Raw genomic sequence first — 11,675 nt, 5'->3', positions numbered from 1 at the left:
TTCGTTGATCGCAGGATAGTTGATCTTATTAGGGTGATGGTCATGGCGGACGAGGTTGTGTGGATCATCGTTGCCGGCGCGCTCGTCGTCGGCGAGTTGCTCACACTCGACCTGGTCCTGGTCATGTTCGCGCTCGCAGCGCTGGTGGGGGCGGGCCTCGCAGTCCTGGGGGCCGACCTGATCGTGCAGCTCGTGGGGTTCGCGGTCGCCGCGGGCGGGCTCACGTTCGGCCTGCGGCCGGTCGCCCGCCGCCACCTCACCAGCGGCCCCGTACTGCGTACCGGGACCGACGCCCTGGTCGGAACGCCGGCCGTCGTCCTGGAACGGGTCGACGGGTCGACCGGCCGAGTCCGGCTCGCCGGCGAGGTCTGGTCCGCGCGGTCGTACCCGGCGACGGACGAGTTCGAGATCGGGGCCACCGTGCGGGTGCTGCGCGTCGACGGTGCCCACGTGATCGTGCACGAGGACGTCGAGCGCGGCGACACCGCGCGTCGGGAGCTTGAGGAGTGAACATGGGCGGAGTCATCGCCGCCGCGGTCGCGGCACTGGTGGTCCTGATCTTCCTGGCGCGGACCGTGCGGATCGTGCCGCAGGCCCGGGCGATGGTGGTCGAGCGTCTCGGGCGCTACCACCGCACGCTGACGCCGGGCCTGGCGATCGTGCTGCCGATCGTCGACCGGATCCGGGAGCGGATCGACCTGCGGGAACAGGTGGTCAGCTTCCCGCCCCAGCCGGTCATCACCGAGGACAACCTCGTCGTCGGGATCGACACCGTCATCTACTTCCAGGTCACCGACCCGCGCGCGGCCACCTACGAGATCGCCGACTTCATCCGCGCCATCGAGCAGCTCACCGTGACCACGCTGCGCAACGTGATCGGCGGGATGAACCTCGAGGGCACGCTCACCTCGCGCGACCAGATCAACGGGCAGCTGCGCGGGGTGCTCGACGACGCGACCGGCCGGTGGGGCATCCGGGTCAACCGGGTGGAGCTCAAGGCCATCGACCCGCCCCGCTCCATCCAGGACTCGATGGAGAAGCAGATGCGGGCCGAACGCGACCGGCGGGCCGCGATCCTGACCGCCGAGGGTGTCAAGGCGAGCGAGATCCTGCGGGCCGAGGGCGAGAAGCAGGCCGCGATCCTGCGGGCGGAAGGCCACCGGGAGGCCCAGATCCTCACCGCCGAGGGCGAGGCGAAGGCCATCGGCACCGTCTTCGGCGCCATCCACGAGGGCGACGCGGACCAGAAGCTCCTCGCCTACCAGTACCTGCAGATGCTCCCGCGGCTGGCAGAGGGCCAGGCCAGCAAGCTGTGGATCGTCCCCAGCGAGCTCACCGCCGCCCTCGGTGGCCTGGCCGGGCCAGGCGGCCTGTTCGACGTCGGTGGCCGGGCAGCCGGCCCATCTGGTCCGGCTGGTCCGACCGGCTCGGTCGGACCAGTCAGCACGGCGGGACCAGTCAGCACGGCGGGACCAGTCAGCACGGCAGGACCAGTCAGCACGGCAGGACCAGCGGGGTCGTACAGCCGGGATCCGGGGCACGTGGCCGGTCCGGGGCCTGCCCGCGACTGACGGGGCGGGACGGGCGGACCAGGCCCGGCGCGGACCCGACCATCGCCCGTGGCCGGCCGGGACGTTGGGCCCGCGCGGCCCGCGGACCAGCCCTTCCGCCGGGGTGGGGGTCACCACATGTGGCACCAGGGGAGGGGGTGGGTCTAGTCCTCGAACGCCGGTCATGGCACGATCGACTGGTATTCGAGGGGTCCGACGTGACGAGACGCAGGGGAAGGCGTTCCTCGTCGACGGAGGTCCCGCGTGGTGGCAATGTCCTCGACAGCTCGTGAGCTGTCTTCCGGCTCGTCGTCCTTCGCCGTGCCGGGCAAGTTGGCGGTGCTCGCATGTCCGCCGGCACTGTGCCCGCACCTGGAGTTCGCCGTGTCCGGTGCCCTGTCCGCCCCGGTCTCCCTGACCTGGACGGCGCAGCCAGGCCGGCCCGGTTTCCTGTATGCCGGTCTGGAATGGCGGGCGAGCCCGGGAACCGCCGGGCGGCTCGCCGCCGTCCTGCGCCGGCTGGGTCATGTCACGTTCGAGGCCGTCGAGGGGCCCTCGCCCGGCTGCGACGCGGAGCGCTACTCCTTCACTCCCGATCTCGGCCTGCACCGGGCCGCGATCGCCGCCAACGGGGACGTCGTCGTCGGCGAGGGGGCGCTGCTGGCGTTGATGGAGCGCGGCGAGGCGCGGGAGACCCTCTCGCGGGGCCTGCACCGGCTGCTGGGAACCGCCTGGGACGACGTCCTCGAGCCGCTGCGCCGTGGGGCGCACGGAGCTCCGGTCACCTGGCTGCGTCGTACCGGGTGACGTCCGCCGACGACATTCCGTGCCCGGGGAGATTGCCCCGTTAGAGGCCCGTGTGTGTCCTTGTGAGCCCGCGCTCACCTCCCTGTGGCCAAGCCCACATCGTGTTCGCGTGGGCCTGACGGGCACATACCCCCGGGGTCGTGCGTTGTGGGTTGCGCACGACGAGCGCACAACCTTTCTGGGAGTACTTCAGTGGCCACCGATTACGACACCCCCCGCACAGCCGATATCGAGGAAACCTCGGAGCAGAGCCTCGAGGCGCTCAAGGCCCGGCGGGCGGACGCGGCGGCCGACCTCGGTGACGATGTCGATCCGTTCGAGACCGAGCTCGGCCTGCCCGGCGCCGACCTGTCCGGAGAGGAGCTGACCGTCCGCGTCCTGCCTCGGCAGGCAGATGAGTTCACCTGCACCAGTTGCTACCTTGTCCACCACCGCAGCCAGCTCTACGACGCCCGGCGGATGGTGTGCCGGGACTGCGCCGCCTGACAGCGGCTTCACACCGACAGCGGCACCGCCGCGGGAGCCCGCGGCAGCGCCGCGGCGGGTGACCCGGCGGGGCGGCGTCAGCCCCGTCCCCTGGCGGCCAGGCCCTCCACCCGCACGCCCGCCCCGACCATCCGGGCGATCGCGCGTTCGCGATCACCCTCCGCCAGCTCGACGAACCGGGTCAGCTCCAGCGGGAGCGTCACCTCCAGACCCAGCGCACGGGCGTCGAGCGCCGTCTCCAGCACGCAGTAGTCACCAGCCAGGCCCACCACCACGACCGTGCGGACGGAGCCTGCGGCAAGCCGCTCGCCGAGCACGGTCGCCGACTGCTCGCCCGAACGTGGGTCACGGACGGAGAAGCCCGAGTACCCGTCGTGGCCGTCCACGCCCTTGCGGATCACCTCACCGGCCACCGTCAGGTCGGGGCACAGGCGCGCCCCGGGCGTGTCTCGCACGCAGTGCGGCGGCCAGATCCCGCCCTCGGTGACGAAATGCGGCGTGGACGGCGGATGCCAGTCCTGGGTGTAGAAGACAGGGGAGCCCGCGCTCGTCGCCGCCGCGATCTCCCGGTTCACCCCGGCGACGATGTCCTCGCCGCCGTCGACGTAGAGGCTGCCCCCGGGCGCGGCGAAGTCGTTCTGCAGGTCGAGGACGACCAGCGCCACGCCGGGCCCGTACCGCGTTGCCATCGCGTCACCTCGATCCCGATCCGGCGGCGCCTCGCCCGGGCCCCGGACGCGCCTGCCCGCGCCGCTCGGCAGACTGCCCCGCGCCCCGCCCGCGGATTCCGCCCCGCCTGTGGGTGGAGGGCGGCGTGTCGCCGGGAATGCCCGCGCCTGTCCCACTGTAAGTTGCGGGCGTGCGCAGTCGCGACTACGGACACGACGTCCTGGCCCAGCCCGAACGCCGGGCGCCCAGGAAGCCCCGGACGGTCGAGATCGAGCCGGACCTGGTGGTCGAGGACGCCGACTCGGGCTACTGCGGGGCGGTCGTCGGCGTGGAGGCCGGCGGCGTGATGCTCGAGGACCGCCGCGGGCGCCGTCGGGTCTTCCCCCTCGGCGAGGGCGCCTTTCTCCTCGACGGCGAGCGGGTGACCCTGGCCCGCCCCCGTCCGGCCGCGCCCGCCCGGCCCAGCCGTACCGCCTCGGGATCGATCGCCGTCCCCGGCCTGCCGGCGCGGGTGGCCCGCGCCAGCCGCATCTACGTCGAGGGCCTGCATGACGCCGCGCTGGTCGAGCGGGTGTGGGGCGACGACCTGCGGATCGAGGGCGTCGTCGTCGAGCCGCTGGACGGCGTGGACGACCTGCCGTCGATCGTCGCGAGCTTCCAGCCGGCGGCCGGGCGCCGGCTGGGTGTCCTCGTCGACCATCTCGTGGCGGGGTCGAAGGAGAGCCGCATCGCCGCGTCGGTCGCGGGCGCGCACGTGCTCGTCACCGGGCACCCCTACATCGACATCTGGCAGGCGGTGAAGCCCTCCTCGGTCGGGATCGAAGCCTGGCCGCGGGTGCCGCGCGGGCAGCAGTGGAAGGAAGGCGTCTGCCGGGCGCTGGGGGTCGCCGAGCCGGCCGACATGTGGCGCCGGGTGCTGGGCGCCGTCGACTCGTACGCCGACCTCGAACCGGGCCTGCTCGGGGCCGTCGAGCGGCTGATCGACTTCGTCACCGAGCAACCCTGACGAGGTAGTGCCCGGCCGCCGCTGGCCGAGACCGCTGGATGCCTCGACCAGGACCACGCCGCGCCCCGGTCGAGGCCGGCCCCGACGAGTCGGCGAGGCGGTCGGTCGCGTACGGTCGGTTCGGACTTTCCGGTCTTCCGGCCCAGCCCTGCCGATCTCGCTCCAGTCAACGCCGGACGCTGGAGGAGGCCGTGTCCAGGAGGGGGCGGACAGAATCGGGGGCTGACATGCCCAGGTACACGCCAAGGAGAGTTTCGCCCTACGTGCTGCTCGGCGTGGCATCCCTGGTCGCCATCGCTGTCGCGCTGGCCGGGATGGCCTTCTGGCCCGGGTCGTCGGATCCACCCCGGCCGCCCCAGGCGGCATCCACGGCGGTGCCCCTGCGTGATCCCCATGCGCTGACCGGGCGGACGATCGTGCTCGACCCGGGCCACAACGGCGGGAACGGTGCCGCGGGATCGGCCATCAACCGCCTCGTCGACGCCGGCGGGTTCCAGAAGGAATGCGACACCGCCGGTGCGGAGACCGACGCCGGATATCCGGAGCACGCATTCACCTTCGACGTGGCGACCCGGGCCGCGGGCCTGCTGCGCTCGCGCGGGGCGACGGTGATACTCACCCGCAATGACGACACGGGCGTCGGTCCCTGCGTCGACGAGCGGGCCCGGATCGGAAATGCGGCCGGCGCGGAGGCTGTGGTCTCCATTCACGCCGACGGCGGGCCGTCCGAAGGCAGCGGATTTCACGTCATCGCGCCTGCGGCCAGTCCGGACGGTGGAAACGGGGGCATTCTCACCGCCTCGGCGCGGCTGGCGGATCTGCTGCGAGGCACCTTCGGTGCGGCGACCGGCCAGCGTCGGGCGGACTATCTGGGAGATGACGGGATCACGGTCCGCTCGGATCTCGGCGGGCTCAATCTCTCCCGTGTTCCCAAGGTTTTCCTCGAGTGCGGAAACATGCACAACCCGGGCGACGCCGGGCGGATCAGCGACGCTGCCTGGCGGCAGCGGGCGGCCGAGGGCATCGTTGACGGCCTCGCGGCCTTCCTGGTCAGCGCCCCGTCCGGCGCCTCGACCGGCGTGGCCAGGCCGGCCACGGGCTAGCCGGCCCCGAGGGTCGGCGGGCTGGCCGGCTTCGGGCTGTCGCGGTGGGCGCGCCGATGGTCCGGGCTGTGCGCCTCGGCCGTGTGTCGCAAGTGGACCATGATGTTCGCCTGGTGCACGCAGGGGCCCGGGAAACCAGAAAGGCCATCCCCTGGGGGATGGCCGTTTGCGCTGATAGCGCGGGTGGTGGGCGATACTGGGATTGAACCAGTGACCTCTACCGTGTCAAGGTAGCGCTCTCCCACTGAGCTAATCGCCCGGAACCTGATCAGAGGCGGAGGCGGGAATCGAACCCGCGTACAGGGCTTTGCAGGCCCTTGCCTAAACCACTCGGCCACTCCGCCGTGAAAGGCCGTGATGGCTTTACTTCTGACCACACCGCTTCCGAGCGGACGACGGGATTCGAACCCGCGACCCTCACCTTGGCAAGGTGATGCTCTACCACTGAGCCACGTCCGCATGCTCCGCTGCTGCTTCTGCTACGAGGAGGAATTTACCACGAGCAGGTGGGGCGCCGATCTGACTGGCGTCCCGCTTGGCGGTGCAGGTAGCACTCTAGCGGACGATCGGGGCGGTCGTCGAATGTGGGTGCCACCGTGCCCGGATGTCGCCCGGATGTCGCCCTGGTGTCGATGAGATGTTGCGTTGGAGCACGATCTTGGTGTCACCGGTGTGTCGCCCGGCCGCGCGGGCCCGGCGCGCGGTGGGCGGGGGCCGGGCCCGCCGTGGGTAAGGGTCAGGACCAGGACGGGCGGCAGCCCCGGAACTCGGGCGGGCGAAGGTCTGGGACCTGGGCGGGGAGCAGGGCCGGGGCGGGAGAGCGGGGCGGGAGCCGTCCGGCCGGGGGACTGGCCGGCCAGCCTGCGGCCGGACGACCGCGGGGCCGGGCGTGGGGGCCATGCCTGGTGAGGGACGGCGCACAACAGGGGTAGGCAGAACAGGGGTGGTGGGGCGGAGGCGCGTACACAGGGGCACAGGGCAAAACCTCCGCCGTCTCCGGGCGCCACGCGCACGGTGACCTGGGCGTGGGGTACGGCGACCACGGCGATACGGTGATCAGGATGACTGGGGCGAATGGGGGCACAACGCACGGGGGCTCGACGGACAGGAGCGGCACGAAGGTGCGTCTACGAGCGACCGGCGGGCCCGTCGCGGCGCGGGTTCGCGGCCGGGAGTCCTATCTGCTGGCGGGCGGCAGGCTCGCCACCGGGGTCGTGGAGGTGCACGACGACCTCCGGGTGCTCGACCGCGGTGGCTTCTGGGGAGTCGTCGTCGACTTCGAGGGTCGTACCCGCTGCGTCCGGTTCAGGCACGTGCGCCCGGCGCCTGACGTCACGGCGCTCGCGGCCGGGCCGTGGCGCGGCCCCGCCCGGACGGACTGGGCGACGAGCATGGACGCCGCGGCCTACATCGCCGGCGTCCACGCGATCCGGTCCGAGATCGCCGCCGGCGAGGTCTACCAGGTGAACCTGTGCCGGCTGCTGTCCGCGCCTACCGTCCCCGGCCCCGCCGGCACGGACCTCGCCGCGCTGGCGACCGTCCTGGCCGCGGGCAACCCGGCCCCCTACTCGGTGGTGCTCGACGCCCCCGAGGCCGGCGTACGCATCGTCGGGGCCTCACCGGAGCTGTTCCTGTCGCGGGAGGGCGACCTCGTACGGTCCGGCCCGATCAAGGGCACCGGGCGCACGGTCGCCGACCTGCGGGACAAGGACGTCGCGGAGAACGTCATGATCGTCGACCTTGTTCGCAACGACCTGGGACGGGTCGCCCGGCCCGGCAGCGTCACGGTGCCCGCGCTGTGCGCGGTGGAACGGCATCCCGGCCTGGTTCACCTCGTGTCGACCGTGCAGGCCACGCTCGCGCCGGGCGTGGGGTGGGCCGAGCTGCTGGCCGCGACCTGCCCACCCGGCTCGGTGTCGGGAGCGCCCAAGTCGAGCGCGCTGCGGATCATCCGGGAGCTGGAGCCGGTGGCGCGCGGCCACTACTGCGGCGGCATCGGCTGGGTGGACGCCGACAGCGGACGTGGCTGGCTGTCGGTGGGAATCCGCACGTTCTGGCTCGCCGACGAGCGGATCTGGTTCGGGACAGGCGCCGGCATCACCTGGGGCAGCGACCCGGAGGCCGAATGGCGCGAGACCGAGCTGAAGGCGCACCGGCTGCTTGCCCTGGCCTCGTCACCAGGGCGGGACGGCCGGACCGGTCCCTCCATGCCGCCACGCGAGGCGGCCCGGACCCGGCGGATCGCGGCGGCCCGCTGACCGCGGACAGCGAAACGCCTGGTGGGGAAGTGCTCCCCACCAGGCGAATGATCGTGCGCCTGATCTGTGCCGGAAGTGCCCGCACCGGTTTGCCGGGGTCGGACACGGTGCCGACCCCGGGGAGATCACCGCTCGGGGCCGCCCCAGATCAGTAGGGCGAGTTCGGCATCCAGGTCGATGACGTCGCTCTCCCCGCCGAGCGGTACAGCGGAGTACGTGCGGCGGAGGAAGGCCAGCACCTCCGCGCGCGGCATCTCGAACAGAGCGTGACCGGATGGACTGGACAACGACAGGCAGACGATCCGCCCGCCCGACTGCGCGGCGGGCCAGACCTGGACATCGCCGTCGCCGGCTGGCCGGCGCACGCCGTCGCTCAGCAGCTGCCGGGCGAATGTCCATTCGACGACCTCGTCGGCGCCGGTACGGAAGCCGATGCTGACCGCATAAGGGTCAGCAGGCTCGTATCGGACGGTGGCGGCGACCGGAACCGGGGCGCCGCCGGGAACGACGAGCCGAAGGGCGAGTTCTGCGGTGATCGAATCGTGACGAATAGTCATCGGGCGGCCTCTCATGGTGCGTGGTGCGGGCGAGCACCCGTGTAACGAGATAGTTCCCTCTCTGAGTCCCGTTGGAAACAAGGTTATGCCAAGACAACATCCGTTACGGCGATTCGGGCGAGTTGCCCTACCCAGGAAGCCCGACCGAAGTCCTCCGAGAAGACCCGGCCGGCGCGGTATGCGCGGCCGTCGGCCTTACGTGGCCGGACGATCGCTGTCCGCGTTCGACTGAGGGTTCCCCCGAGCACAATGGCCGTTCTGCCGAGGCCGTGCCACTCATAGCCTTCCCTGTCCGGACCCGTCTCAACCACGGCGAGTCCCGGTCAACCCGGCGCTGTCCGGCCATCGGCCGGAGGGTTGACATGCCCGCATCCGTCCGGCGGCCACCCCCCGTCCGACACTCGGTCCCGTCCGTGTAAGCTGAGTCCAACCTCAGCGAGGACGCAACACATCCCAGCCGAGGGGCGGTTCCGGAAGGTCGTCCAGGCCTCGGAGCACCCACACGGGTGCACCCGGCCAGGCACCCAACCAGGCCAAATCGGGCGTATAGCTCAGTGGTAGAGCGCTGCCTTCACACGGCAGAGGTCCGTGGTTCGAAACCACGTACGCCCACGCGATCGGGCGCGGTCTGGTCGATCCCCCTTCGGGGGGATCTCCCTGGGCTCCCGCGCGATGTCTTTCGGGGGGCCCAGCCCCCCGAGCCCCCCAGGTGATGCGTCTGGGGGGTTCTTTGTTGTTTGGGGTGGCACTTTGGTGGGGGTTGCTCTCTGTGTGGCTGGTGGGTGGCGGGGGTTAAGTGCGCTGCGCGGCTGGTGGGTGGAGGGTGTGGGGTGTCAGTGAGGCTGGTGGGTGGGGGTGTGAGGTGTCAGTGAGGCTGGTGGGTGGCGGGGGTGGGGTGAGGTGTGCGGGGGTGGGCGGTCATCTGTAGGGGCTGGGGGCGCAGGGTTACGCGGGGGATGGGGGTTACCGGGCGGCCTGGGGTGGGGGTCAGGGTTCGGATGGAGCTGATCGCAGCCAGGGCCAGTGCTCCTTCCATCTCGGCGAAGGTGTTGCCGATGCACTGGCGGGTTCCGCCGCCGAAGGGGAAGTAGGCGTACTTCGGGCGGGTGGGGTCGGGGGTCAGCCAGCGCTGGGGGCGGAACTCCTCGGGGGCGGGCCACCAGGTGGGGTCCCGGTGGATCACCCACTGGCTCAGCAGGACGTTCGTGTCCGCGGGCAGGTGGTACCCGGTGAGGGTGACGTCCCTCGTCGTGCGGCGCAGGAGGATCCACGCGGGTGGGTACAGGCGCAGGGTCTCGCTGAACACGGCCCGGGTGTAGGGCAGCTCGGCCAGGTCCGCGGTGGTCGGTTTCCGGCCGTTGAGGACGTCGTCGAGTTCGGTGTGCATCCGGTCGCGGGCCTGCGGGTTGGTGGCGAGCAGGTGGTAGGCCCAGGCCATCGCGTTCGCGGTGGTCTCGTGACCGGCCAGCAGGATGGTCAGCGCCTCGTCGCGGATCGAGGTGTCGTCCAGGGGGGCGCCGGTGTCGGCGTCGCGGGTGGCCAGCAGGGTGGACAGCAGGTCGGAGCCGGCGGCGTCGAGTGATCTGCGCTGCTCGATCATCTCCATGACCACGGCGGTGAGGTCGTCCCGCGCGTCGCGTGCCGCTCGCAGCGGGCCGATCGGCAGGTGCTGCTGCAGGCGTATGGCTCCCGGGAGAACGGCCAGCTGGGACAGCCGCATGTTCGCGGCGACGGCGCGGCGCACCCGCCGGACCACCTCGCTGTCGACGTCGACGCCGAACACGGTGCGGGCGACGATCGCGAGGGTCAGCTCGCTCATGTCGGTGTGGACCTCGCGGCGGGAGCCGTCCGCCCAGCCCAGCGCGGTGGCGCGGGACAGCTCGGAGATCGCGGCGCCGTAGCCGGCGATCCGCTCGCGGTGGAACATCGGCTGGATCAGCCGGCGGCGGGTCCGGTGGAGGTCTCCGCCGCTGGTGAGCAGGCCCGAACCGAGCAGCAGGGACAGCGGCTGGATTCCCTCGCCCGGCGGCATGGTGCGCCGGCGCAGGCCCTTCGCGTAGGCCCGCTGCTCGCCCACCAGGACCTGCTCGACCGCCTCGGGGCCGCACACGAGGTGGAAGCCGCCGCGCCCGACCGGCACCCGGACGATCGGGCCGTAACTGGTGCGCAGCCGGGTGAACAGGCGGAGCGGGTCGGCGAGCAGCTCGCGCAGGAACGCCGGGGTGGCCCGGCCCGGCCCCGGTGCCTGCGCCCCGGTGTGCCCCGCGGTGGGGAGGCGGTCGATCGACATGTGCGGCTCCAGGAGGCGCTCCGGGGACAGCGGCCCCGTACCGCGCCCTCGGGATTCATCCTGGACCCCGGGTCGGGCAGCCGACCGTCCCGCCGGCCGCGGGCGGCCTGTACTGGCCGCCCGTGCGCGGCCCGCGGGTGGGTACCGTGGTGTCTCGAACGGGTACCGGCGGGCCGGCTGGTGATCGGCGGCGGCGGGACGGGGCTCGCGGGGCGCGGGAGGCGGCAGCGTGGTGAGGGTGGCGCAGGTCGGAGGGCGGTGCTGGCGGGAGCCGATCCCGTCGGCGGCGGGGCCGGGCAGGTGAGCGCGACCGCGGCGCCGGACGGCACGCCCGTCGACGAGCAGGCTGGTGTCGGCCATCCGGACGCCTTCCAACGTCTCTACACGCCGCATCGCATGGCGTACATCAAGGGGGCGGGGCGGTCCCCCGACGACGAGTGCCCCTTCTGCGCCATCGTGGCGATGACGGACGAGGACGGCCTCGTGGTCGCCCGGGGAAAGTCCGTATACGTCGTACTTAATTTGTATCCATACAATGCGGGTCATTTGATGGTGGTGCCGTACCGCCATGTCGCCGACTATGCCGAGATGGACTACGACGAGACGGTGGAGATGTCGTTGTTCGTCCAGCACGCGTTGCGCGCGTTGCGGATGGCCAGTGGCGCGCACGGCTTCAACACCGGTATGAACCTCGGTTCGGTGGCCGGCGCCGGAATCGCCGCCCATGTGCACCAGCATGTTGTTCCGCGCTGGGGCGGTGACACGAACTTCATGCCCGTCGTCGGCGCGACCCGGGTGTTGCCGGCGCTGCTCGGCCAGACGCGGGAGCTGCTCGCGCAGGCGTGGCGGCGCACCGAGCAGACGGCCTGACCCACCCGCGCGGGGTGGGCCGGCGGCCGTCCGCGGTAACCCGCTGTCACCCGGGAGGGTCGGGCCCTGCGCCGTCCGG

The 11,675-nt window shown here is 72.1% G+C and carries 11 protein-coding genes and 4 tRNA genes; 9 read left to right on the top strand and 6 right to left on the bottom strand.

The window, feature by feature from the left end:
- The first annotated feature begins 42 nt into the window (after window positions 1-42).
- The 4 genes from FRANEAN1_RS25370 (at window position 43) to FRANEAN1_RS25355 (ending at window position 2,843) form a co-directional block, all read left to right on the top strand.
- Window positions 43-510: an NfeD family protein gene (locus FRANEAN1_RS25370; RefSeq protein WP_041256521.1), complete on the top strand. Its 468-nt coding sequence runs from the start codon at window positions 43-45 to the stop codon at window positions 508-510.
- 2 nt (window positions 511-512) lie between these two features.
- Window positions 513-1,571, top strand: a complete 1,059-nt coding sequence (locus FRANEAN1_RS25365; protein WP_083788328.1) for an SPFH domain-containing protein — start codon at window positions 513-515, stop codon at window positions 1,569-1,571.
- Window positions 1,572-1,823: 252 nt separating this feature from the next.
- Entirely contained in the window at window positions 1,824-2,357 is a 534-nt protein-coding gene (locus tag FRANEAN1_RS25360) for a DUF3145 domain-containing protein (protein WP_041254795.1), read from the top strand.
- A gap of 192 nt (window positions 2,358-2,549) precedes the next feature.
- The gene (locus FRANEAN1_RS25355; RefSeq protein WP_018500123.1) at window positions 2,550-2,843 is read left to right on the top strand and encodes a DUF4193 domain-containing protein; all 294 of its coding nucleotides are present in this window, start codon (window positions 2,550-2,552) and stop codon (window positions 2,841-2,843) included.
- A gap of 77 nt (window positions 2,844-2,920) precedes the next feature.
- On the opposite strand, the gene FRANEAN1_RS25350 is transcribed toward FRANEAN1_RS25355, so the two are convergent.
- On the bottom strand, window positions 2,921-3,532 hold the full coding sequence (locus tag FRANEAN1_RS25350; RefSeq protein ID WP_020462634.1) for an isochorismatase family protein: 612 nt from the start codon (window positions 3,530-3,532) through the stop codon (window positions 2,921-2,923).
- A gap of 170 nt (window positions 3,533-3,702) precedes the next feature.
- Here FRANEAN1_RS25350 and FRANEAN1_RS25345 point away from each other — a divergent pair, with 170 nt between their 5' ends.
- Together FRANEAN1_RS25345 and FRANEAN1_RS25340 are read left to right on the top strand one after the other, a co-directional pair.
- On the top strand, window positions 3,703-4,518 hold the full coding sequence (locus FRANEAN1_RS25345; protein ID WP_020462633.1) for a DUF3097 domain-containing protein: 816 nt from the start codon (window positions 3,703-3,705) through the stop codon (window positions 4,516-4,518).
- Window positions 4,519-4,745: 227 nt separating this feature from the next.
- Window positions 4,746-5,621 (top strand): N-acetylmuramoyl-L-alanine amidase, encoded by an 876-nt coding sequence (locus tag FRANEAN1_RS25340; RefSeq protein ID WP_020462632.1) that lies wholly within the window; start codon window positions 4,746-4,748, stop codon window positions 5,619-5,621.
- A gap of 184 nt (window positions 5,622-5,805) precedes the next feature.
- Here FRANEAN1_RS25340 and FRANEAN1_RS25335 read toward each other — a convergent pair.
- The 3 genes from FRANEAN1_RS25335 to FRANEAN1_RS25325 all read right to left on the bottom strand — a co-directional run bounded on the left by FRANEAN1_RS25335 (window position 5,806) and on the right by FRANEAN1_RS25325 (window position 6,080).
- Window positions 5,806-5,880, bottom strand: a tRNA-Val gene (locus FRANEAN1_RS25335).
- Window positions 5,881-5,893: 13 nt separating this feature from the next.
- Window positions 5,894-5,965: transfer RNA gene (locus FRANEAN1_RS25330), tRNA-Cys, on the bottom strand.
- A gap of 43 nt (window positions 5,966-6,008) precedes the next feature.
- Window positions 6,009-6,080 (bottom strand) — tRNA-Gly (locus FRANEAN1_RS25325).
- A gap of 662 nt (window positions 6,081-6,742) precedes the next feature.
- Here FRANEAN1_RS25325 and FRANEAN1_RS25320 point away from each other — a divergent pair.
- A complete protein-coding gene (locus tag FRANEAN1_RS25320) occupies window positions 6,743-7,879 on the top strand; it encodes a chorismate-binding protein (RefSeq protein ID WP_198145367.1) in 1,137 nt (378 codons plus the stop codon).
- Between the two features lie 125 nt (window positions 7,880-8,004).
- Here the strand turns inward: FRANEAN1_RS25320 and FRANEAN1_RS25315 are convergent, their stop codons facing one another.
- Window positions 8,005-8,436, bottom strand: a complete 432-nt coding sequence (locus tag FRANEAN1_RS25315; protein ID WP_018500117.1) for an SsgA family sporulation/cell division regulator — start codon at window positions 8,434-8,436, stop codon at window positions 8,005-8,007.
- A 540-nt stretch (window positions 8,437-8,976) separates the two neighbouring features.
- On the opposite strand from FRANEAN1_RS25315, the gene FRANEAN1_RS25310 reads away from it, so the two are divergent.
- Window positions 8,977-9,048 (top strand) — tRNA-Val (locus FRANEAN1_RS25310).
- 253 nt (window positions 9,049-9,301) lie between these two features.
- Here FRANEAN1_RS25310 and FRANEAN1_RS25305 read toward each other — a convergent pair.
- The gene (locus FRANEAN1_RS25305; RefSeq protein ID WP_020462630.1) at window positions 9,302-10,726 is read right to left on the bottom strand and encodes a cytochrome P450; all 1,425 of its coding nucleotides are present in this window, start codon (window positions 10,724-10,726) and stop codon (window positions 9,302-9,304) included.
- A 300-nt stretch (window positions 10,727-11,026) separates the two neighbouring features.
- Here FRANEAN1_RS25305 and FRANEAN1_RS25300 point away from each other — a divergent pair, with 300 nt between their 5' ends.
- On the top strand, window positions 11,027-11,596 hold the full coding sequence (locus FRANEAN1_RS25300; RefSeq protein WP_041256518.1) for an HIT domain-containing protein: 570 nt from the start codon (window positions 11,027-11,029) through the stop codon (window positions 11,594-11,596).
- The last annotated feature ends 79 nt before the right edge of the window (window positions 11,597-11,675 follow it).

Origin of the sequence: Parafrankia sp. EAN1pec, assembly GCF_000018005.1 — a bacterium.
Lineage (GTDB): Bacteria > Actinomycetota > Actinomycetes > Frankiales > Frankiaceae > Parafrankia > Parafrankia soli.
Note: the sequence above shows the minus strand (reverse complement) of the source record. Positions and strands in the feature narration are given on the sequence as shown.